Here is a 22,305-nt window from a genome sequence, read left to right on the forward strand (position 1 = left end):
AGAATATCATTTTTTTGCTTTCTGAATTTTATGTAGTTTTAGTGTTTACAATTTTTTTGTACTCATTATTTTATTTAACTACAAAGAAATTAGCATAGATTCAAAACGACTTATCCATAAAGAATGCGCCTAAACTTAGACAAGTTTTCAGAACTCCAACAACGCATCATTACAGGAATTTTGGGAGCAATCACAATTCTGACAGCAATTATGTGGAGCGAATGGACTTATTTTTCGCTTTTTTTCTTCATTAGTATGTTTGCCCTTTGGGAGTTTTATAAACTTTTAGGCTTAGACGGAAATTCTCCTTTGCGTATGTTCGGTACGTTTAATGGTCTGTTTCTGTTCACTTTATCCTTTTTGATCGAACGCTTTGCACTCAATTCCAATTACTATATTCTTTTATTGGTCAGTCTTTCGGGAGCTTATTTTATCAAACTTTATAAGAAAGGCGAAACAAAGCCTTTTCATAATATTGCTTTTACTTTTCTAGGAATTATTTATGTTGCTCTGCCTTTTGCTCTTTTGAATATTGCCGTTTTTAAAGACCAGAAATATTATTACGAAATTATTTTGGGTTCTCTTTTTATCCTTTGGGCAAATGATACAGGAGCTTATTTTTCTGGTAAAAACTTTGGAAAGCGTAAACTTTTTGTCCGTATTTCTCCTAAAAAAACATGGGAGGGAAGCATAGGAGGAGGTATTTTGGCTCTGATTGTCGGTACTACTTGGGGATATTTCTTTCAAGAAACTTTATTTTTATGGCAATGGATAGGAATTTCGCTTATCATTATTGTAGCAGGAACGTATGGCGACCTTGTCGAATCTCTTTTCAAGAGAAGTATGAGTATAAAAGATTCAGGTTCTGTCTTACCAGGACATGGTGGTTTTTTAGACCGTTTTGACGGACTTTTAATAGCAGCTCCTTTTATTGTTGCTTTTTTGAGAGTAGTTCCAATTATTATTGAAGCATTTTTAGGAAAGTAATTATTTGATAAATAGTTGTTTTTTTTAGTGAAGTAAGACTAACAAACACATAACTTTAGAATTCAAAAACAAGATACACATGAACACTTTCAAACACATTAAAGAATCTAAAGTAACGATTACACAGCTTATGTTACCTTCGCATTCTAACTTTAGTGGCAAAATTCATGGAGGGCATATTTTAAATCTAATGGATCAGATTGCTTTTGCTTGTGCCTCCAAACATTCAGGAAATTATTGTGTAACAGCTTCTGTAAATAAAGTTGATTTTCTGAATCCTATTGAAGTGGGAGAACTAGTTACTCTGAAAGCTTCTATTAATTTTACTGGCAGAACTTCTATGGTGGTTGGGCTTCGAATAACTTCTGAAAATGTCATTACTGGTGTTACTAAACATTGTAATTCTTCTTATTTTACAATGGTTGCAAAAGACCAAGATGGAAAAAGTACGCCTGTTCCTGGTATTATTCTGACTACAAAAGAAGAAATTAGACGTTTTGCCAGAAGTATTACAAGACAACAAGAAGGTACAAACAGAACATCAAGGTTTAATGATAAAATTTTTAAAGTAGAAGATTATTTACATCTTTTTGAAAACAGTAATTCTAAGATTGAATTAGAAGAGAAAGAATAAGAACATTATTAATGATAACTATGACTATTAATTGCAATATAAATTAGTCTCATAGAACATACCATTTGTAGTCAGAAGTTTGAATGATTATTGTACCTTTTAATCAGTAAAATCTAAAATCTTATGCCACAAAATCCTCCATCAAATAGACTCTCATCACTTGTAGGATTTATTTTACTGTTTGGAATTATTGGTTTTACCGTTTACATAAATACTGTGGGCAAAAAAAAGGAAATAAAAGTAATTCCAGAAAAATACTTAACTCATTTTGATAGTATAGATGTAGTTAATCTTTGGAAGCTAGAAAAATTTCAAACGGGTTATCCTAACTTAAAAATAAGTGATGTTGGTTCTTCAACTGATATAGAAATTACTAAAATAATAAATGAATATACCACAAAAGAGTCTGCACCTAATTATGGAACTCTCCTATTTATAAATGGAAAAAACATTGAAGGAACTACAAATAAAAAATTTATTGATTTTTTTGCTACTTCTACTGATAAATATAGTTTTGAATTGAACAATGTAGGGAATTTATTTCTACAATATCAAATTAATTCTATTACAAGTGAGCCAGAGAACGGTAATTTTACATGTATAGAGTTTAAGAATGATGTTCAACTATTTTTGATAAAAGAAAATATAGAGATAAAAAGTCATTATTATAGAAGTTTATTGAGAGAATCAGAATATATAAATGATAGTACAGCATTGTTTTTACCTTCTAATTTCGTAGAAAATAATACAAAATCAACCATTGAATAAACTACCATCACTTATAGGGTTTCTTTTACTGATTGGAATTATAGGTTTTACTGTCTATATAAATTTCTTTGCTCAAGAACCTATTGAGAAGGAAGCTATAAAAAGCCACGAAGCTGTAGAAATAGAACAACCTCAATACAGAGTTTTAGATTCAACTGATTTGGCTGCGCTTTGGAAACTAAAAAATCTGCAAACAGATTCTATACGTTTAAGTATTGATAAAACAAGAACTAATATTCAAATTAATGAACTAAGAGCAAGTTCAGACTACATTCTTTTAAAAGAGTCTGGTGTGTATGATGAGCTTAATGATTCTGTAAAAGAACTAATTCAGAAAAATTATTTTGAAGAGACAAAAATGGGTTATTATGGAACATTAAGTTTTAAAAACTCTCAAGATAAAAAGCAGGAAAATATATTCGAAGATTTTTATATGAAAGATACAAGGATTATTCCTGTAAAATCCCTCAAATTACGAGACGTAGGAAATATGTTTCTAGAATATGGAATTAAATCTATACAAACAAAGCCACAAATAGGAGATTTTACTATCATTTATTTAAGAGATGGTAGAGAAATTTTTTTAATAAAAGAAAATATAACCATTAATGGGGATTATTATAAAGAAAGATTAGAAAGTGCAGAATATCTAAATGATAGCACAAGAGTCGTTTTACCTATACTCTAATAGTGTTTTATTATTTCCCCAATTCCATTACACGTCTAGCAATATCCTTTGCAGCATCAGGACGAGCAAAATTTTTAATATTATTCTTTAGTTTTTCTTGTTGATTTTCATCATTTAGAACATAAATAAGCGTTGGAATAAGTCTTTCGTCTGCTTCATTATCCTTTATAAGCATTGCAGCCTCTTCTTTGGCAAGTGCCATTGCATTTTTGGTTTGATGGTCTTCGGCTACATTGGGCGAAGGAATCAGAATAGCAGGTTTTTCAGCTAAAGTAAGTTCAGAAATCGTCAAAGCACCAGCACGACCAATCACAACATCAGCACACTGATAAGCCTTTTTCATATCATAAATAAAATCACTTACAAAAAGATTAGAATGATTTAAGAGATTTTTGGCAGCTAACTGTTTTTTGATAGCATCAATATAAAATTTCCCAGTTTGCCAAATAAGTTGAAAGTTGCTTTCCAATATTGTATCAATACCATTTAAGACAGACTCATTGATGACTTTTGCACCACCACTTCCACCCATTACCAAAATGGTTTTTTTTCCTTTTATAAGATTAAAATAATCAAAATCAGTTTGTGTTGGATTGGGTAAACTTTTTAAATCCGAACGAACAGGGTTTCCAGTAAACTGTATTTTTTTTGTTGGAAAATAATTATCCATATCTGGATAAGCCACACAAATCGCATCTACTTGGCGAGAGAGAATTTTGTTTGTAATTCCTGCGTGTCCGTTTTGTTCTTGAATGAGTGTTGGAATATTCATAGCAGAAGCCACTTGCAAAACTGCACCACTTGCATAACCACCTGTTCCTACGACTACATTAGGTTTAAATTCTTTAATTACATTTCGTGCTTGACTCAAGCTTCCAAACAAACGAACAGGAAATTTTAAGTTCTCTAAAATATTTTTTGGCGAAAAGCTACGCTGCAAACCACGAATAGGCAGACCAATGACACGATAACCTGCCTTGGGTACTTTTTCCATTTCCATTTTTCCTTCTGCTCCAACAAACAGAATTTCTGTATTCGGATTGATTTCCTTCAAGGCATCAGCAATAGCAATTCCAGGATAAATATGTCCACCTGTTCCACCTCCACTTATAATTACTCGCACGATAGTTTGATTTTTAGATTGAATAGTATATTTTGTATTTTTTCTTTGGCTATCATTTTGTAAAAATACGAACTCTAATTGAATCTAACTATTTTTAAAATTGATTATTATTTTACTCTACAATATTTTTGTGTTTTGCTAGTTTAGAAGGTAAAACAAAATTCGTTTTTCTTTGATTATCTTTGTATAAGTAAATGAGTAGAATTAAGTATAACTAAAAATACTGTAACTTATTGGTAAATGATTTATATGATTTTTAAGATAAAATGAAGATACATGCAATTTCAAATATAATTTATTATTTTATTATATGATTTTGTATTATCCTGTAATTATCATAGTAATCATAAAACCGATAGCTCGGCGAAGCCAAATCACTCGCTAATCAGTCATTACTTATATTTAATTTTGTACAGTTACTTAAATTAAAAAAATACTTGTTATTGGTACTACTAAATCAATAATGAAATAAAAACCTTAACTTCTATGAAAAGATTAAATCGTGTCTCATTTATCATCTTAATAGCTTTATTTTTAAGCAATGTATTTTTCTCTTGTAATAATAAAAAGACAGGAGAAGGAGAAGAAAATATAGAAACTATTTCAGAAGAAAATCAAGAAGCAGCAGAAGAGGAAGCTCTTTGGGAAAAAGCAACCGAAAATATGGCTGATACTGACACACTTGCACTGCCTGACAAACTCACTATGCTCAATGATAGTGTTGCCATAAGTTGGAACAGGCTCTTGTCAGCCGAGCGTGAAAAAGACGATATGTTGCAGAAATTTGTACGTGAAGCTCGTTATGTAGAAGGGTTCAATGGAAAGGAACTAATAGACCAATTAGAGGTAGAAAGAAAAGCTCTTTTGAAATTGCGTTATGATGAAAAGACAATGCAGAGCGCAAAAACAATGGATGCCTATGATAAAAAACTAGCTCAAATTCAGAAACTTGTAAAACAAATAAAGGAAAATAACCCTGAACTTGAGCGTTATCCAATTCCATATTCTGTTATTACTTATTTTTCAAATTCAGATAACACAGATTTTCTTTTACGTAAGAGTTATACGGATTATGCAAATCAACTCAATGAACTTTTGATGGTTAAAAAAGATGAAATTCCTACTTTGGGAGAGCAATTTGTAAAGATAAAATCAGCTCCTAAGTTTGAATACGGTGATTTGAATTAAATTTCCACCTGTTTATTTCAATCTTAATTTAGGAATAGTTATTGCAATTTTACTAGATAAATTAGACTCAAAAGAGGGTTTTTACTCTTCAACCTGTCTTTTTAAAGTAATATCAGAGACCTATTCCTAAACTACTTATCACTATTCTATTATGAAAAAAATACATACATCTTTACTTTTGAATAAATTAAAAAACTCGCCTTTACGAATTTTTGTCATTTTGGCAGTTTCTTTAGGGTTTCTTACTTTTTCGACTTCTGCATTTATGACCTATCAAAACGGAAATAGAGTAGCTATGCTTTCTGATGTTACTTTCAAAAAAGGAGAAAAAATTTCTTATTTAGTGCATTATGGTTTTATCAATGCTGGGGAAGCTGTCGTAAAGGTAGATGATAATTTTCATAATATAGATGGAAATAGTTGTTATAAAGTAGAGGTAGAAGGCAAGTCAGTTGGCGTTTTTGGATGGACAACCAATATAGATGATAAATGGAGTTCGTATATAGACAGACAGAAACACATTCCACGCAAATTCCATAGAAAAATAAAGGAAAATAAGTATAGAAAAGAAGAAACGGTTATGTTTGACCATAGTGGAAAACAAGCAAGTGTAAAGTATAAGAAAAGAAATGATAAGAATTGGAAAAGAAAAGAATATCCCATTCCCACAAATGTACAGGATATGATTAGTGGCTATTACTTTTTGCGTAGAGTAGATTATGAAAAGCTAACTAAAAACGAAATTATCCGAATGGATGCCTTCTTTGAAGATTCAGTGTATGATTTTAAGGTGCGTTATATCGGAAAGGAAATTATCAAAACTAAAATAGGTAAAAAAGAAACTTTTGTAATGAGTCCAATAATGCCAGAAAACGGACTTTTTAGTGGAAAAGAATCTATCAAAATTTGGATGTCTGCCGATGAAGATAGAATCCCTCTCAAAATTAGAGCTAATATGTTCATTGGTGGCATTGAGGTAGATGTAACTGAATATGAAAAGTAAAATAAGATTTCAGAGTCTGATTTTTACACATTTTACCCACAATTTTAATTGTGGGTTTTATTATATTCAAATTTAACGTTTTTATTGTACTCTAAACTCTTTAAGTAAACGAGCATGAGGAGATTTTGAGATAATCCACTCTATAGACTTTCCTTTATCAAAACTATTTTTTCCGATAAATCTTTTTATTTTTCTAAGTTTGACAAAGCTGTCATTTTCACTTGCCACAATCACAATTTTTTTCTCATAGTTTTTAGAAATTTGTTTCCAATCTTTTTCATAAATCTCAAAACTGCGATATGCAAACCAAGCAGAAGCAAGAGAGTTTATTCCATGGTAAATCTGATAACGAATAAGTTTTTGTGCATTTTTTGGAAAAATTAAAGAAGAAATAGAAATAATAATCTCTTTAAAGAAAGTGGAAGAAACTACTTTTTTGAGTGTTTTCTTTCCTAATGTAGTTTGTGTACCGAATCTATACCAAGGGCTAATGGCTAACGTTTCGGGAGCAATCAAGATAATCTTGTTTATACAAATAGAACTAAGTTGTGAAAAGTTAGAAATAAGTTGTAAGGCTGGACGAACACCCAATGAAAAGCCAATGACATTAATGGATACTTCTCCATTCATTTTTTCTAAAATGTCTTGCATCAACAAAAGCCAGTTTTTGAGTGTTGTTTCTCTCTGATTTGAAATGTTATCTTGTCTTTTTTCATGATAAAATAAACCAAAACTATAAACTATAAAACCATTTTGATTTGCAAAGTGTTTAAATGCTTCCGTGCTTTGTCCAATCCCATGAAAAGCAAACCAAATTTTAGGTATTGTTTTATCTCCTAGTTTTTTATTTTTACTTTCAAAAATTTCATATTCTAATTTATACACATTATTCCAAATAAAATTTCTTAATTAAACTAACAACTAGATTTATATTTTGTTTCTTGAGTAGTAAAACAGTATTTTGAAATAAAAACATCAAAAAATATTTTATGAACAAAAATATACGTCTATCTTCAGAAGAAAAAGTAGTTCTTCTTTTATCTTTTTTTCGTTTCCATTCTTTGGTTATTCTTTTGTTTTTGGGTTGCTTTGTTTTTTCCCTAAGTTCGTGCAACTCCTCCAAGACTGTTCAGAGGGATAAATATAATGGTTTTAGCTTCAAAAGAGCAAATAAAAAATCTCTAACATTAAAATTCAACTTAGTAAATAATTTAATAATCATTCCTGTAAGAATAAATAATTCGGATACACTTCACTTTATTTTAGATAGTGGCGTACAAAGTATGTTGATTACAGAGTTAGGAGTAGGAGATAAATTACAGATAAATTATGTACAAGAAATTGAGCTTTCTGGGCTTGGTTCTGGTGAAAAACTTACGGCTTATGCCTCTCCTGATAATAACCTTAATATTTCGGGTATTATAGGTCATCATCAAGATTTGATTATCTTGAAAGAAGATATTTTTCATTTATCTGATCGTTTTGGTATGCGTATTCATGGCATTATGGGATACAATATTTTTGCAGATTTTATAGTGAAGGTAAATTATGAAAATAAAACAATCACATTCTACAATAAGAAAAGGTATGAGTACAAACCTCACAAAAAAGATGTCATTATTCCTATAGAAATAGTTGATTTAAAACCATATATTTGGGCGAATCTACAACAACATTCAATCGCCAATTCCACTCAAGAAGATACTACAACAGTTCCTGTTAAGTTACTTATCGATACAGGGGGAGGACACGCCATTTGGATAGATATATCTTCTGATGACAGATTAAAAATTCCTAAAAAAAATAAAGCAGCATATCTTGGAAAAGGAATGAGAGGAGACATAAAAGGGTATCTAGGACGCTCCTCAAAGCTATATTTGAAGGGATTAGAATTAGAGGGAGTAACGACAGCTTTTCCAGATTCTACTTCTATATCGATGGTAAGAGGGCAAGGAGGTAGAAATGGTAGTTTGGGTTCAGAGATTTTAAGGCGTTTTTATATTACTTTTGATTACTCAAGAAATAGAATGATTTTACGACCTAATCGAAAGTTTCGTGAACGTTTTAACTATAATATGGCTGGAATAGAAATATCAACACCAGCCCCAGGTTCATCTATTTATTTTATTTCTAATATAGAAGAAAACTCTCCTGTTTCTGATTTGGACGTACAGGTAGATGACCAAATAATGAGTATTAACGGAGAAAACATAAGTAAATTTACTATCAATGATATTTATGAACTCTTTAGAAGTACAGAAGGACGTAAAATCGAACTTGTATTAAGACGAGGAGGAGATGCGCTTAATGAATGGAGAGTAAAATTTAGATTAGAAAACCCTATTTAAAGAACAAAAAAATATTTACCTTTGTAGTTATACAAAATCACAATACGATTTTTTTAAAAATTACCTATTCAATACGTTTTTCTATGGATTACGGCTCTTTGCTCAAAGATCTTTTAATTATTACGCTGCCAGCAGGCGCAGTTTTGTACGGCATGTTTTTGGTCGTCAAATCATTTATCGGACGAGAGATGAATCAATCTTTACTTCAACTCAAATCTAAAAATAGTGAAATTGCACTTCCCATTCGCTTACAAGCCTATGAAAGAATGGCTATTTTTTTAGAGCGAAATTCTGTCAATAATTTAATTCCCCGTCTTACAGATGGAGGACAGTCTGCTGTTGAACTGCATCAAGTTTTACTATTTACAATTCGTGAAGAGTTTAATCATAATGTAGCACAACAGATTTATATTAGCCAACCAGCTTGGGAATATATTAAAAGTGCAGTAGAGGAATTTATTTCTATTATAAATCAAGCTAACCGAGAGCTTCCAGAAGGAGCAACAGGGTTTGACCTTTCAAGACGAATTTTTGAGCTACAAGGAGAAAAAGAAATTTCTCAAAATGAAGCTTCTCTTCAATTTATGAAAGAAGAAATTCAGCAATATTTTTAAGAAAAAAAGATTTACAAGTTTGTAGAGTCAAACTACAATCACCTTTGATAAATGACATTTTCTATTTTGAGAGAATGTCATTTTTTTTGCTCTATCGTAAATAACATATAAAAGTAATATTTATTTTTATGTGTTATTTTATTACTTTTGTAAAGTTTTAAAAAAAGCACAAACATTATATGATTACATTGTTATTTACTGAATCCAAATTTGGATTATACTCATTAAGCAAAAATGCACCAGAATCTTATTGAATTAGAGTCTACTTGTTCTACTGGTTATTCAAAACAAATAATCTTTAAAAGACACAATATGATTGACCAAGAAAGGTCATCAATTATCTTCTTAAATGGATTACTATATGACCAAAATAGATGGATTGAAACTTGCCAACACCTTTTTGAACTTTCATACAACTTACTTACTTTTGACTTTTATGGGCAAGGAAGGACAGTAGAAAGTAATAAAATACCTACACAACCTATTTCATTAGATAATCAAGTAGAAGATTTATATCAGTTGATAGTACAAGAGGTGGGAGATAAAGCTGTTATATTAGTTGGATTATCTTATGGAGGGGCAGTAGCTCAAAGGTTTGGCATGAAATATCCAAATTTAATAGAAAAAATACTATTAATTGCGCCTTATATACAACCCATAAACCAGCTAGAATCTATTGTAGAACAACAATCTTATTTGACAAATTTATTTGTTCCTTTCCTATCTTTCTCAGAGTGTTTTGATTTTCATCTCAAAAATCTTATGGGAGTGGAAGTCTTTAAAGATAAATTAGAAAAGGGAAATTTAGACAATATTCAACTTCATAGTGAAGGAACTTTTCGTTTAGCACAAGGAATAAAACATCTTCATATAAATCCTATTGAACTTGAAAAACTACCAAAGAACTCAGTAAGTCTCTTAATACCAAAATATGATGAATATACTTCAGTATTAGATTACCTTGCTTTTTGGAATAATATACCTTCAAGGGTCAAAAGTAATGTTGAAATATTACCTACAATGCATAGAGTTCCTGGTGCAGAACCAAAAGCTTTGGCTGACTGGATTAAAAAAGAAGTAGTATAATTCCTAATAAAATTAATCCTTATATTTTGAATTAAAATTTGAATTGTAAGGATTTTTATTATCTGATTAATACTTAATTAAGTAAATGAAACGATTTAAACTCAACAAAAAGAAAATTCTAAAATATGCAGGAATTTGTTTTCTGCTGTGTGCTATTTTAGCAATTTGGCAAAGAGAACTTATCGCTTACGGGTTTTTGCAGCTTAACGGACAGTTAGAGGTTATGAATAATGCTCGTTCGTTTGAAGAACTCAAAAAAGATAAAAACTTTCCAGATTCTCTAAAAGCAAAAATCAAAATTATTGAAGAAGCTCGTCAGTTTGGAATGGAAAAGCTAGGAATGAAACCTTCTCAGAACTACACCAAAATCTATGACCAAAAAGGGAAAGATATTTTGTGGAATGTTTCGGCTTCTTATCCCTATAAGTTAGAGGCATATGAATGGAAATTTCCGATAGTAGGAAAGTTTTCTTACAAAGGCTATTTTGATTTAGAAAAAGCAAAAAAAGAAAGAGATAGGTTGAAAAATGAAGGCGAGGAAGGAATTAAATTTGACACAAATATTCGTTCTGTTTCTGCTTGGTCGACACTTGGTTGGTTTGAAGATGTTTTGCTTTCTAATAACTTAAAAAGAAGTGAAGGCGATTTGGTAGAACTAATTTTGCACGAACTCACACACGCTACGCTTTATGTAAAAGACAGCGTAAATTTTAATGAAAACCTAGCTAATTTTGTAGGAGAAGAAGGTGCAAAACTTTTTTTAGAGGAAAAATATGGAAAAAAATCTAAAGAATTAAATGAGTATATTTTTTTGCTTCAAGACTCTAAAAGGTATAGGAGTTTCATGCTTTTGGCTTCTACTTCTTTAGATTCGGTATATGAATATAGTTCTAATAATAGTTTTTCAGAAGAAAAAACAGAGAAAATGAAACAGCAGCATTTTAATCTGATTAAATCAAAAATAGATACGGTTTCATTTTCTAATAAAAACTGGGCAAAACGTTTTCAAGAGCGAGAACTAAACAACACCAATTTTATGAGTGTCAGAAGATATAATTCAAGTCAAGATACATTGAAAAATATTTTTGAAGAAAGATTTAATCAAGATTTGAAAGCATTCTTGAAGTATTTTAGTGAAAAGTATCCTTCCTTATAAGCTTTATTTCAAATTCTATTTCTTCGAATTATTTATTTTTATATCAGCTTTTATTTCTTCAAAAATAATTTCTTTTTCTGTCTTTTTAATTGTTACAGCGTGTAAAGGATAAGTAAGAGCCATTGTAAGCATTGCCCCTTTTTCTGGATTTATTTCTTTATAGAAAACAGTTATTTTATCATTTGCCTCTATTATTTTTTCGATTTCTATATCAAAACCTCCTGTGTTTTTCATTCCAGACATTACCATCAAAAGCGTATTTGTTTTCAAATCTACTTCCAAGAGTTCTTTTGGCATATCATTACCATTTGCTATTTCAAAGCCTTTTAAGTCAGTTTGAGCTTGTACTATTTTTGTTCCTTTTGTTTCGCTCCCAAAAGTCATTGTTTTCAAAACTGTTTCGAAAGGAATGGATTTGTTTTCTTGTTTGTCCTTACTAGATTTACAAGATAAAAAAGTTGAACATAAAATTGAGAAAACAAACAAAGAGATAAATTTCATAAAGAGTTATTGGTTATAAATTAAATAGGAGTAAAAAGATTAAAAAATAATTTTCTTTTTGGCTTCTTGCTTGAAAAGTGATTTATCTATCGGAACAACTCCTAACGATTCACAAACCAAACCACCACCCAAATTAGCCAACTGAGCTACTGTCTTTAGTGGCAATTTTAGAGCCATACAAAGTCCTGTAATACTCACAACCGTATCACCAGCACCCGAAACATCAGATATTTCTCGTTTATGAGCTGCTATTTTATGACTTTGAGACGAGTCAGCAATATAAACACCATATTCAGAAAGAGTAATCAAGACTGATTTGAGCTGCATCTTTTGAGCAAGTTCTTTGACGGCAAGAGCAATTTCACTTTCATTTAATTTGCTCAAATCTGTATTTTTTACATCAATATTTTTTCCTAATCCTTCTTGAAGTTCTTTCAAATTAGGTTTAAAAAGTGTGGCGTTTTTATAGTGCCAAAAGTTTCTTTTCTTTGGGTCAATGACAGTAGGAATATCTTTTTGATTAGCAAAATCAATGAGTTCTGAAATTACTTTTTCTGTCAGAACGCCCTTATCATAATCTTCAAAAATAATTACATCAGCTTTGAGAGCGAGTTCTTTTACTTTATTAATCAATTCTTCACTTTCTTGTTCTGAAATAGGTTTTGTAGTCTCTGAATCTATACGAAGAAGATGCTGTGAACCTGCCAAAATACGGTGTTTGATAGTAGTAGGACGGTCTTTGCTATGAATAATTCCACCTACATCAATGTTTTGTTCTCTAAATATTTCAATAAGATTTTCACTTTCTTTATCGTTTCCAACTACCGAACACATAATTGTTTTTGCTCCTAAAGATTTGAGGTTCAAAGCAACGTTTGCAGCTCCTCCAAGTCGGCTTTCTCTATCTTGCAGATTAACGATAGGAACAGGAGCTTCTGGCGAAATGCGTTCGACCTTCCCCCATAAATACGAATCTATCATTACATCTCCAATAACCAGAGCTGTAAGGGTATTAAAATTTTCAAAAATGGAATCCAATGACATGTGGCAATAAATAATTAAATTTCTTTACTGTTTTGAGTTTTTGTGGTTGTTGGTGTCGCTTTTACTAAAACACCAACAACGGCATTTTTCTTTTCGAATCAAACTGATTTGGCAAAGGTCGTAATTATTCAAGTAAATTAATAAAGAATTAGTTAGATAAAAATAATAAATTTGTATTTCGCTTCAATTTTATAGCTATTTTTTTGCTGTTATGCTTTCAAGCCTTCTCAAAAAAACGTATATTTCATTATTGTCTAAATGAGCTACTCACTTTCATTATTTTATTGATTTGCCAGATTCTTCTATTCATATTGATTATTTTGAGGCATTAGCCAAACTCACTCGTAGCCAAAAAGCCGAATTAAAAGATTTTTCGGAAGCTGTAGAGGAAGTAATTCATACAGCTATTAGCACATTGAAGGTAGCTAGTATAAATTTGTGGCTAGTAGATAGAGAGAAAAATCAAATAAAGTGTGTTGCAAATTCACAAGAAGATAAAATAAAAGTCTCTAATAGTGATTTGGATAATGAAAAAATGCCTATTTACTTTCAAACGATGGAAGAAGGCGAACTCATCGCTTCAGATAATGTCTATCAAGATAAACGTGTGGAAGAGCTAGTGGAAGTTTATTTTAAGCCAAATTTAATTACTTCAATTATTGATATGCCTATTCATATTGAAGGAGAACTAAAGGCAGTTTTGTGTTGCAATCATATTGGAGAGGCACGTGAATGGCAGATTAGAGAACAACAATTTGTGTTGGCTATTGGAAATATTATTGCGCTTCTTTTAGAAATTTGGGAACACAAACAAACCGAAAAGCGTCTTATACATAATGATAACCTACTTAGAGGAATTAATTCTTGTATCTTTCAACTTTTTACTACTCTTGATTTTCAAGAAGGATTAGACACAGCAGTTTCTACGATTGGAAAAGCAACTAAAACAGACCGAGTATTTATTTTTCAGAATTTTTTAGATGATACAAAAGAGGAGTGTTGTAAAATTATTCACGAATGGACAAGCCAACCTGAGTATAAACAGATTCATAAAAGCGAGTGGAAGAACGTAAACTATAGAGTTACAGGATTAGAAGATTGGAGAAATCAATTGGAAGCTGGAAAGGGAATTAAAAATATGAAGACAAGTCTTGCCCAAGTAGATAAATATTTCTTATGGAGCAATCATGCTAAATCTACACTTGTTGTTCCTATTTTTGTCCATGAAAAAGAGTTTTGGGGATTTATAGGATTAGAAGACTGTGAAGGAAAACATATTTGGACACTCACAGAAGAAAGTTTTATTTTTAACCTTGCCATTACCATTGGAGGAATACTGACTACTCAACACGTTGAAAAACTACTAAAAGAAAAGAATGAACAACTCAAAAAGACAAATGATGAGTTAGACCAATTTGTATATAGTGTCTCGCATGACTTACGTGCGCCTCTTACTTCTGTGATGGGAATTTTGCAGATACTCAAAACAGACATCGCTAATTTTGATAATGTACAGATGTATCTTCAACTTATTTCGAAAAGTGTTACACGTTTGGATAATTATATTCGTGAAGTATTGAGTATCTCTAGGAATAGCCGTACAATAATAGCTAATGAAAATATTGATTTTGAAGAGCTTATAGAAGAAATAAAACAAGACTTAACTTATTTAGAAGAATTCAAACAAGTTGAAGTCAAACTAGATTTAAAATTAGAAAAGAAAAATTTATTTTTTAAAAGTGATAGAATACGTATAAAAGCTATTTTTGATAATCTTATTTCTAATGCAATTCGTTATCATAATCCTTACCGAGAAGATAGTTTCGTTGAAGTATTGATTGAGATAGATAACAAAAAAGCAGAAATTACAATTCAAGACAATGGATTAGGGATTAGCAAAGTTCATATCGAACACATCTTTGATATGTTTTATAGAGCCAATGACCAAAAAATGGGTTCTGGCTTGGGACTTTATATTGTAAAAGAAACCGTTTTGAAACTCAAAGGCACGATAGAAATAGATTCTACTCCCAATGAAGGAACGACATTTAGTATTATGCTGCCTAATAGAAAATGATTTTATTAACTTATAAAACTTCGTTTCTTTCAACCGTCAACGAGACTTCGCCGTCGTTGAGGATAAAAGCCATGCGTTTTATATTTTCTTAGTTTTTCGTAGGGTTGGTAAGTGTTTTTTATTGGAGTTGTTTTAATAGTTTGCTGCTGTCTTCAAATTGTCTTGCAAAAGTAGGGTAGTTAGGAAAGTCTTTAGCTAATTCTTTAAATAATCTAACTGATTCTTTTATGTGTGATTTGGACTTCTCATTTTGATTTATTTTTCTGTAAGTAGAAAATAGCTTTACATGTGAACAAGCCAAGCCACTTTTTAAATCTATATTCATAGAATAATCACTATAAAGTTTTTCATATGATTCAACTTGCTTTCTATAAAAATATAATGCTTTTGTGAAATCTTGTGTTTGGTTTCCTATCTCAAAATGAATATTTCCTAAAAACTGATAAGATATTGCGAGACTTATTTTTAAATTAATATCATTAGGAAACTGCTTACAATAAGTTTCTTCCAAATTATTATTTTCCTTGAAAAATTTTAATGCTTCACTTAAATTACCTAATTTTTGATGTGTTTCTCCAAGTTTTGAGTAGGATATAGCTAATCCATGCATGAAAATAATATCGTTAGGAAACATATTGCAACAGTTTTTTTCTAAATGATGGTATTTCTCATAAAAATGTAATGCCATTTTAAAATTACCCAAACTTTGATATACTTCTCCCAATCTAGAATAAGAAACTGCTAAGCTATTATTACACTCTTTCAGAAAGGGAAAATCTATAAATAATATTTCTATCATATTGTTATATATCATGAAGCACTGTAATGCTTTATTAGGTTCTCCTAATTCTTGATATATTTCTCCTAGCTTAGAGCAAGATATAGCTATTCCACTTGTTACATCAGGATTATTAGTATATTTTTTATCAAGGTTATGATATATAAAGTAAGCCTTTGAATACATTTGTTCAGCTTCATATATGTATCCTGTTTTTACATAAAAACTACCCAGTCTATTACATAGTATTCCTTTAGCCTCGCTATCTTCTACATATTTTATAATTGACTGTGCATATTTTTTGTACTGTAAAGCATCTCTATAGTTTTCTTTGTGATAATTATAATTATCTCTCCAGTCGAATAGTCCATTTAAACTAATCATCATCTTCTCATAATCCTCATCTAATCTATCTTCATTCTTATACCTAACAATTTCAGCCAAAAGCGCATGTATTTCAAATGCTTTTCCATCTTTATTGATTAATCCTCTTTCATTAAGCCCAGTAGAAAGTTCTTGCCAATGGTCTTCATCTTCGCCTAATAGAGTCTTCCAAGTTTGTTTTGTAATAGGTAGATTTGGCAAAACACTATATACATTGAGTAATTTTAGTTCTTCTTCTGTTAGATTTTCTAAAGGAAATAATTGAAGCAAATACTCAAAAATATCTTTTATTTTTTCTTGGCTGTGTGTAGTGGTAAGATTTGTTTTTTCATCAATATTCAATCCTTTTTCGGCTAGTTTTTGATTGGTTTCTTCAAAAGTCCAGTCTTTTCTTTTTATATTTTTGGCTACTAATTCTATTGCTAAAGGGTGCAGAGCCAAACGATTTACAAGGCGTTGAATTTGTGCTTTTTCTTCTTTACTTAAATTTTCAATAGTTTTTCCATAATAAACACAAAAAATAGCGATAGCATCTTCTGGCGTAGCTTGTTGCAGTTCGAAAGAATACATAAAATCAATTTTCTGACGAGAAGTAGTCAGTATTTCCCAATCTGATTGTATCAAATCTTTGAGTAAATGTGAGTTTTCAGAAGCATCATCAATGAGTAAAAGTTTTTTTCCTTCTAAATTAGAAAGTGCATTTTTGATAATATCAAAGATAATTTCATTGCGATTTGGTGTTTGATACGGAATAGAATTGACTTTTTCTGCAATTTCTAAATTATCTAAAAGCGTATAATTATTAAATGTATCATAAACATTTGATTTGCCTTCCAAAAATAAAGCAAAATCATATTCTTTATAGTTTTCTAAGAAAAAGGCTTTTGAAAGTGCCGATTTTCCTATTCCACCAATTCCATTGATACTTGTTAGCGAAATATTTTTTTGAGTAGAAATTTGTTCTTTCAGTTCTGCTAATTCTTTTTTACGTCCTTCAAATGCTTCGTTGTAAGGTAGTTTTGTTAGAACAGAATTTATTTTTTTCTCTCTTTCTATTTGATTAATAATGATGTTTATATTAACTCTCGTTTTATCAAATTTTTGCCATTCAAATTCGTTCAAATCTAATGGTAAAGAGTCTAAAATTTTATTTAATTCTTCATTATTTATTTCACTTTGTTGTTCTGGGGGAAGGTTTCTTAAAGTTTCCACTTGATTTTCAAGTTCTTTTATTCGCTGTTCTAAATCAAATTCTAAGGGAGGATAAGAAACATAGGCTTTTTTAAGACGATAAAAACTAAGTCTTTTGATAAGTTGGTCAAGAAGTGGATTTATTTTTTCAGCTTTCATAGGAGGTAAGTTGTGAGTTTTTATAATTGTTATTCAAATAAAAACTTTGTCAGTAGTTGTTTTGATAATCCAAAATAACTCTGACAATAGTTTGGTATAGAAAGGTTTATTTTTTCAACTATTGACAGCCTTTTGAAAGGACTGTCAAAGTTGAAAAAATGCTACAACTTGTTTGATTGCATCGATTTTCATTTCTTTTATAAAAGTGTCTCGAAACAAGATACAAATAAAAATAAAAAGAGGAGCATTCAATCCTCGTTGACGGCAACGACTCAACGACGGTTAGTAAATAAGTTGCTTTCTAAAACATTCCAATTAATCAAACTATTTCAATTCTCAATCTTTCTTTGTATTTTTGTTAATTAATTTAAACTCAAAATGTAGCAAACACTTTCCAAGGTGTTGATGAATAAATTATAAATTAAAATAATAAGGACTTCTAAGCCATAAAAGGGAATAATCTATATAAGAAAACCGTATGAAAAACATCAGAAATTTTTGCATCATTGCACACATTGACCACGGAAAAAGTACGCTTGCCGACCGTCTTCTCCAAACCACCAATACTATTACCGAACGCCAAATGCAGGCGCAAGTTTTGGACGATATGGATTTGGAACGTGAGCGTGGAATTACGATAAAAAGCCACGCTATTCAGATGAATTATATAGACCCTGAAACGAAAGAAGAATATATTTTAAATTTGATTGATACTCCCGGTCATGTAGATTTTTCGTATGAGGTTTCTCGTTCGATTGCTGCTTGTGAAGGTGCTTTATTGATTGTAGATGCAGCACAAGGCATTGAAGCACAGACAATTTCGAATCTTTATTTAGCTTTGGGAAATGATTTGACGATTATTCCTGTGATGAATAAAATTGATTTACCAAGCGCACAGCCCGAAGTAGTGGCAGATGAAATTATGAATTTGATTGATTGTGAGCGTGAAGACGTTATTTCTGCTTCGGCAAAAGAAGGAATAGGCATTGCAGAAATCTTAGATGCGATTGTGAAAAAAATTCCTGCACCAGTTGGAAATCCTGATGAAGAACTTCAAGCACTTATTTTTGATTCTGAGTACAATACGTACAGAGGAATTGAGGTAATTTTTAGAGTGATGAACGGTACTATCAAAAAAGGCGATAAAGTAAAATTTATGGCAACAGGAAGAGAATATGAAGCCGATGAAATTGGTATTTTGGGATTAGAACAAAAGCCACAAAAAGAAATAAAAGCTGGAAATGTAGGGTATCTTATTTCTGGAATCAAACAAGCCAAAGAGGTAAAAGTAGGAGATACAATTACCCACGTAGAAAAGCCTTGTAAGAAAATGATTGAAGGTTTTGAGAATGTAAAACCAATGGTTTTTGCAGGAATCTACCCAGTAGAAACGACTGATTTTGAGGAGCTTCGTGCATCTATGGAGAAACTTCAACTCAACGATTCAGCTCTTATCTGGGAACCTGAAACGTCAGCAGCCTTAGGTTTTGGTTTCCGTTGTGGATTCTTAGGAATGCTTCACATGGAAATCGTACAAGAGCGTTTGGAAAGAGAGTTTGATATGACTGTTATTATGACTGTTCCTTCAGTTCGTTTTCAAGTTACTACCAAAAAAGAGGGTGTTTATAATGTCAGTGCACCATCTGAAATGCCAGACCCTGGATTTTTGGAGAAAGTAGAAGAGCCTTTTATCAGAGCTTCCATTATCACAAAGTCGGATTATATTGGTCAGGTTATCAAAATCTGTATGGATAATCGTGGTATTTTGCTTAATCAAACCTATCTGACACCTGAGCGTGTAGAAATGATTTTTGAGATGCCACTTGCAGAGATTGTATTTGATTTTTATGATAGATTAAAGACAGTTTCTCGTGGCTACGCTTCTTTTGATTATGAATTGATTGGTCTTCGTCAGTCAAATATGGTCAAGCTAGATGTAATGCTCAATGGAGAACCTGTTGATGCCCTCTCTGCCATTGTACACAGAGATAAAGCCTACGAGTGGGGAAAACGTCTGTGTGAAAACTTGAAAGAACTTTTACCTCGTCAGCAGTTTGAGATTGCTATTCAAGCAGCTATTGGAGCAAAAGTGATTGCTAGAGAAACTATTTCAGCACTTCGTAAAAATGTAATTGCAAAATGTTATGGTGGAGATATTTCTCGTAAACGTAAACTACTAGAAAAGCAGAAAAAAGGTAAAAAACGTATGCGTCAGATTGGTTCTGTAGAAGTTCCTCAAGAAGCATTTATGGCTGTTTTGAAGATTAATAACTAAAATTTACAGTTACCAGTAACTAGTAGAATAGTTACCAGTTAATTTCAATTTTAGTACAAAAAAAGCAATTTCAATAAAATGAAATTGCTTTTTTTATGCTTACTTGAAATTTACGGATTGAGCTAAAATATTAATTCATAGCAGCTTTAAAAATATCTACTACAATTGGCTTTAATCCACTTCTAAAAAACTCAACGGCTACTACCATTACGATAAGTCCCATTAATCGCATCAAAATTTTATTTCCTGTTTCTCCTAACATCTTTGATATTTTGGAAGAAGCCCAAAGCGTAAAGAAAGTAATTAAGCAAATAATAAACATTACTCCTATCAAAACAATTTTTTTATCGATAGTTCCTGCATCTTGCATCATGACAATAGAATTTGTAATTGCTCCAGGACCACAAATCATTGGAATCGCTAATGGAGTAATAGAAATATCAGTAACGTAGCTCTTAACTGATTCCTTTGCTATTTTAGTACGAATGAGACGTGCTTGAAGCATATCATAACCCATCATAAAGAATATAATTCCTCCTACTATACGAAAAGCATCTGCCGAAATTCCGAAAAACTCAAAGAGTAATTGTCCTGAAAAAGCAAAGGCAATCATTGTAAAAAAAGCAGTAACAAGTGCTTTTCTTGCCGTAGCCGTACGGTCTGCATCACTAAGGTCTGCTGTCATTGTCATAAAGACAGGCATTACTCCTAAAGGATTAATGATGGTAAAGTAAGTCGTAAAACAAACTAATCCAAATTTTATTAATTCGTCCATTTTTAATTTATTTCTAAGTTATTTTTTGAATAAAAAAGAGGGTTTTTTGTTTGTGTCTCTTTTTTTAAGGCTGCAAAAGTACGAATAACAAATGAGAATAAGAACGATTTAATAAAAACTTATTTTTAAATAAAAAAACGAGTTCTTGAGTTTATACTTTATTAGGGCTAAATATTTTTAATAAAAAGCTAAAAGGGTATTTGTTTTCTAAATTATATATATTAAATTGTGGATAGCTTATAATAAAATATCGCTTTAAGTCGCATTAACTATTTCTGTAATCATAGCGATTCTCTTTTTCGAACTCTATAAAGGATTAGGTACGGTAAGCGAAGCGAATAGTCTTTTTATTCGTTGAAATTATTATTTAATTAATTCTCCTATATTTCGGCAGAATATGCACGACGATTTTCAGATTACTAAATATTACAACGAATTTAATAAAAATGGTGTTACTGCTATTTTTCAAGGTGCTTTGTCGCAGTCTGTTTTGTCAGAAATAGCAGAAAATTTAAAAGAAAAGATTGCAGACAGGGAAACTATAAAAAGCAAAATCTTTGCTATTTTTATAGAACTTGCTCAAAATATTTATCACCATTCAGCAGATAAAAAACACTTCCATACTTCTGATTCTCATATTGGAGTTGGGATAGTAGCTATTCGTGAGCTATCTGGTTGTTATTCTTTAAGTGCTGGAAACATGGTAGAAAAACACCAAAGAGAAGCCCTAGAAGAACGCTGTGATTATATCAATGGATTAGATAAAAAACATCTAACAGAATATTATAGGCAGGAACGAAAAAATGCAAAAGGAAAAACCAGTACAGGCGCACACGTTGGTCTGATAGACATGGTAAGGCGTTCTGGAAATCCCTTAGAGATAAATTTTGAAACTATTTCAGAAAAGTTAAGTTTTTTTTCTATCACAGTAACTGTAGATAAAGACTGGCAACCAATAAATACAGAAAAAAATACTAAACTATAAAATAAATTGATAGTGAAATTATTTTGAAATAATAACCTAGAAAGCATTAGCTATCAGAATCATAGCAGATAATTATGGAAAACTTTTTTTTTAAAGGTCAAAAATTTACTCCCACCATTGATTTTAATGGAGAAACAGGAGTTTTGAGTATAGAAGGGCAATCATACCCTGAACACGCAGAAGAAATATTTGCACCTGTTTTTGAATGGTTAGATAGGTTTCTAGAAACCCCTAATAGAACTATTTTACTTAACTTTCAACTTTCTTATTTCAATACAGCAACCTCAAGGCGTTTTCAAGACCTTTTAGAAAGTCTAGAAATATATGAAAAAGAAAAAGGTGGAAATGTAACCATAAACTGGCATTATAGAGAAGATGACTATGATATGTTAGAAAATGGAGAAGATTATATTGAGTCTATTGATTTGAATATCAATTTAGTTTCGGTAAAGCATTCAGACAAATAAAAAAAGATATTTAAAAATCTCTACCACTATTTTAAGGCGTAATATATTCTAATTTTATAAACTCTTACGACTGA

At 30.9% G+C, this 22,305-nt stretch carries 20 protein-coding genes; 14 read left to right on the plus strand and 6 right to left on the minus strand.

Translation table 11 applies throughout. The features are described from left to right. Positions 1-123: 123 nt before the first annotated feature. The 4 genes from WAF17_RS21560 (at position 124) to WAF17_RS21575 (ending at position 3,077) form a co-directional block, all read left to right on the plus strand. Complete coding sequence (locus WAF17_RS21560; protein WP_338764362.1) at positions 124-987, plus strand: phosphatidate cytidylyltransferase; 864 nt, start codon at positions 124-126, stop codon at positions 985-987. A 79-nt stretch (positions 988-1,066) separates the two neighbouring features. After that, a complete protein-coding gene (locus tag WAF17_RS21565; RefSeq protein ID WP_338764364.1) occupies positions 1,067-1,621 on the plus strand; it encodes an acyl-CoA thioesterase in 555 nt (184 codons plus the stop codon). 123 nt (positions 1,622-1,744) lie between these two features. Beyond that, a complete protein-coding gene (locus WAF17_RS21570) occupies positions 1,745-2,389 on the plus strand; it encodes a hypothetical protein (protein ID WP_338764366.1) in 645 nt (214 codons plus the stop codon). Then, positions 2,382-3,077: a hypothetical protein gene (locus tag WAF17_RS21575; RefSeq protein ID WP_338764368.1), complete on the plus strand. Its 696-nt coding sequence runs from the start codon at positions 2,382-2,384 to the stop codon at positions 3,075-3,077. The genes WAF17_RS21570 and WAF17_RS21575 overlap by 8 nt, the downstream gene beginning before the upstream one ends. A gap of 10 nt (positions 3,078-3,087) precedes the next feature. Here the strand turns inward: WAF17_RS21575 and murG are convergent, their stop codons facing one another. Beyond that, positions 3,088-4,200, minus strand: a complete 1,113-nt coding sequence (gene murG / locus WAF17_RS21580) for an undecaprenyldiphospho-muramoylpentapeptide beta-N-acetylglucosaminyltransferase (RefSeq protein ID WP_338764370.1) — start codon at positions 4,198-4,200, stop codon at positions 3,088-3,090. Positions 4,201-4,686: 486 nt separating this feature from the next. Here murG and WAF17_RS21585 point away from each other — a divergent pair, with 486 nt between their 5' ends. After that, entirely contained in the window at positions 4,687-5,388 is a 702-nt protein-coding gene (locus WAF17_RS21585; protein ID WP_338764372.1) for a hypothetical protein, read from the plus strand. 151 nt (positions 5,389-5,539) lie between these two features. After that, complete coding sequence (locus WAF17_RS21590) at positions 5,540-6,391, plus strand: DUF3108 domain-containing protein (RefSeq protein ID WP_338764374.1); 852 nt, start codon at positions 5,540-5,542, stop codon at positions 6,389-6,391. Positions 6,392-6,472: 81 nt separating this feature from the next. Here the strand turns inward: WAF17_RS21590 and WAF17_RS21595 are convergent, their stop codons facing one another. Further along, the gene (locus tag WAF17_RS21595) at positions 6,473-7,276 is read right to left on the minus strand and encodes a hypothetical protein (RefSeq protein ID WP_338764376.1); all 804 of its coding nucleotides are present in this window, start codon (positions 7,274-7,276) and stop codon (positions 6,473-6,475) included. Positions 7,277-7,380: 104 nt separating this feature from the next. Here WAF17_RS21595 and WAF17_RS21600 point away from each other — a divergent pair, with 104 nt between their 5' ends. The 4 genes from WAF17_RS21600 to WAF17_RS21615 all read left to right on the plus strand — a co-directional run bounded on the left by WAF17_RS21600 (position 7,381) and on the right by WAF17_RS21615 (position 11,595). Then, positions 7,381-8,739, plus strand: coding sequence for a PDZ domain-containing protein (locus WAF17_RS21600; RefSeq protein ID WP_338764378.1), 1,359 nt, complete (start codon positions 7,381-7,383; stop codon positions 8,737-8,739). Between the two features lie 83 nt (positions 8,740-8,822). After that, complete coding sequence (locus WAF17_RS21605) at positions 8,823-9,353, plus strand: hypothetical protein (RefSeq protein ID WP_338764380.1); 531 nt, start codon at positions 8,823-8,825, stop codon at positions 9,351-9,353. Positions 9,354-9,665: 312 nt separating this feature from the next. After that, a complete protein-coding gene (locus tag WAF17_RS21610; RefSeq protein WP_338764382.1) occupies positions 9,666-10,439 on the plus strand; it encodes an alpha/beta hydrolase in 774 nt (257 codons plus the stop codon). Positions 10,440-10,524: 85 nt separating this feature from the next. Next, on the plus strand, positions 10,525-11,595 hold the full coding sequence (locus WAF17_RS21615; protein ID WP_338764384.1) for an aminopeptidase: 1,071 nt from the start codon (positions 10,525-10,527) through the stop codon (positions 11,593-11,595). A gap of 15 nt (positions 11,596-11,610) precedes the next feature. Here WAF17_RS21615 and WAF17_RS21620 read toward each other — a convergent pair whose 3' ends face one another. Continuing rightward, positions 11,611-12,096 carry a protease complex subunit PrcB family protein gene (locus WAF17_RS21620; RefSeq protein WP_338764386.1) on the minus strand — a complete coding sequence of 162 codons (486 nt, stop codon included), beginning with the start codon at positions 12,094-12,096 and terminating at the stop codon, positions 11,611-11,613. A 39-nt stretch (positions 12,097-12,135) separates the two neighbouring features. Continuing rightward, positions 12,136-13,140, minus strand: coding sequence for a bifunctional ADP-heptose synthase (locus tag WAF17_RS21625; RefSeq protein ID WP_338764388.1), 1,005 nt, complete (start codon positions 13,138-13,140; stop codon positions 12,136-12,138). Between the two features lie 289 nt (positions 13,141-13,429). On the opposite strand from WAF17_RS21625, the gene WAF17_RS21630 reads away from it, so the two are divergent. Next, entirely contained in the window at positions 13,430-15,217 is a 1,788-nt protein-coding gene (locus WAF17_RS21630) for a GAF domain-containing sensor histidine kinase (RefSeq protein ID WP_338764389.1), read from the plus strand. Between the two features lie 118 nt (positions 15,218-15,335). Here the strand turns inward: WAF17_RS21630 and WAF17_RS21635 are convergent, their stop codons facing one another. Continuing rightward, positions 15,336-17,729, minus strand: coding sequence for an NB-ARC domain-containing protein (locus WAF17_RS21635; protein ID WP_338764390.1), 2,394 nt, complete (start codon positions 17,727-17,729; stop codon positions 15,336-15,338). Positions 17,730-18,207: 478 nt separating this feature from the next. On the opposite strand from WAF17_RS21635, the gene lepA reads away from it, so the two are divergent. Next, the gene (lepA, locus tag WAF17_RS21640) at positions 18,208-20,004 is read left to right on the plus strand and encodes a translation elongation factor 4 (protein ID WP_338764391.1); all 1,797 of its coding nucleotides are present in this window, start codon (positions 18,208-18,210) and stop codon (positions 20,002-20,004) included. 130 nt (positions 20,005-20,134) lie between these two features. On the opposite strand, the gene WAF17_RS21645 is transcribed toward lepA, so the two are convergent. Beyond that, on the minus strand, positions 20,135-20,779 hold the full coding sequence (locus tag WAF17_RS21645) for a MarC family protein (RefSeq protein WP_338764392.1): 645 nt from the start codon (positions 20,777-20,779) through the stop codon (positions 20,135-20,137). 397 nt (positions 20,780-21,176) lie between these two features. Between WAF17_RS21645 and WAF17_RS21650 the strand changes: the two genes are divergently transcribed. Further along, the gene (locus tag WAF17_RS21650; protein ID WP_338764393.1) at positions 21,177-21,764 is read left to right on the plus strand and encodes a SiaB family protein kinase; all 588 of its coding nucleotides are present in this window, start codon (positions 21,177-21,179) and stop codon (positions 21,762-21,764) included. A 74-nt stretch (positions 21,765-21,838) separates the two neighbouring features. Beyond that, on the plus strand, positions 21,839-22,231 hold the full coding sequence (locus tag WAF17_RS21655; RefSeq protein WP_338764394.1) for a DUF1987 domain-containing protein: 393 nt from the start codon (positions 21,839-21,841) through the stop codon (positions 22,229-22,231). Positions 22,232-22,305: the final 74 nt, after the last annotated feature.

The sequence above is a fragment of the Bernardetia sp. ABR2-2B genome (assembly GCF_037126435.1).
Taxonomy (GTDB): domain Bacteria; phylum Bacteroidota; class Bacteroidia; order Cytophagales; family Bernardetiaceae; genus Bernardetia.

Excerpts from the sequence above, each read along its gene's own strand:
- WAF17_RS21560 (WP_338764362.1), top strand. The coding sequence starts at position 124 with ATGCGCCTAAACTTAGACAAGTTTTCAGAACTCCAACAACGCATCATT.
- WAF17_RS21565 (WP_338764364.1), top strand. The coding sequence starts at position 1,067 with ATGAACACTTTCAAACACATTAAAGAATCTAAAGTAACGATTACACAG.
- WAF17_RS21570 (WP_338764366.1), top strand. The coding sequence starts at position 1,745 with ATGCCACAAAATCCTCCATCAAATAGACTCTCATCACTTGTAGGATTT.
- WAF17_RS21585 (WP_338764372.1), top strand. The coding sequence starts at position 4,687 with ATGAAAAGATTAAATCGTGTCTCATTTATCATCTTAATAGCTTTATTT.
- WAF17_RS21590 (WP_338764374.1), top strand. The coding sequence starts at position 5,540 with ATGAAAAAAATACATACATCTTTACTTTTGAATAAATTAAAAAACTCG.
- WAF17_RS21600 (WP_338764378.1), top strand. The coding sequence starts at position 7,381 with ATGAACAAAAATATACGTCTATCTTCAGAAGAAAAAGTAGTTCTTCTT.
- WAF17_RS21605 (WP_338764380.1), top strand. The coding sequence starts at position 8,823 with ATGGATTACGGCTCTTTGCTCAAAGATCTTTTAATTATTACGCTGCCA.
- WAF17_RS21610 (WP_338764382.1), top strand. The coding sequence starts at position 9,666 with ATGATTGACCAAGAAAGGTCATCAATTATCTTCTTAAATGGATTACTA.
- WAF17_RS21615 (WP_338764384.1), top strand. The coding sequence starts at position 10,525 with ATGAAACGATTTAAACTCAACAAAAAGAAAATTCTAAAATATGCAGGA.
- WAF17_RS21620 (WP_338764386.1), bottom strand. The coding sequence starts at position 12,096 with ATGAAATTTATCTCTTTGTTTGTTTTCTCAATTTTATGTTCAACTTTT.
- WAF17_RS21625 (WP_338764388.1), bottom strand. The coding sequence starts at position 13,140 with ATGTCATTGGATTCCATTTTTGAAAATTTTAATACCCTTACAGCTCTG.
- WAF17_RS21635 (WP_338764390.1), bottom strand. The coding sequence starts at position 17,729 with ATGAAAGCTGAAAAAATAAATCCACTTCTTGACCAACTTATCAAAAGA.
- lepA (WP_338764391.1), top strand. The coding sequence starts at position 18,208 with ATGAAAAACATCAGAAATTTTTGCATCATTGCACACATTGACCACGGA.
- WAF17_RS21645 (WP_338764392.1), bottom strand. The coding sequence starts at position 20,779 with ATGGACGAATTAATAAAATTTGGATTAGTTTGTTTTACGACTTACTTT.
- WAF17_RS21650 (WP_338764393.1), top strand. The coding sequence starts at position 21,177 with ATGCACGACGATTTTCAGATTACTAAATATTACAACGAATTTAATAAA.
- WAF17_RS21655 (WP_338764394.1), top strand. The coding sequence starts at position 21,839 with ATGGAAAACTTTTTTTTTAAAGGTCAAAAATTTACTCCCACCATTGAT.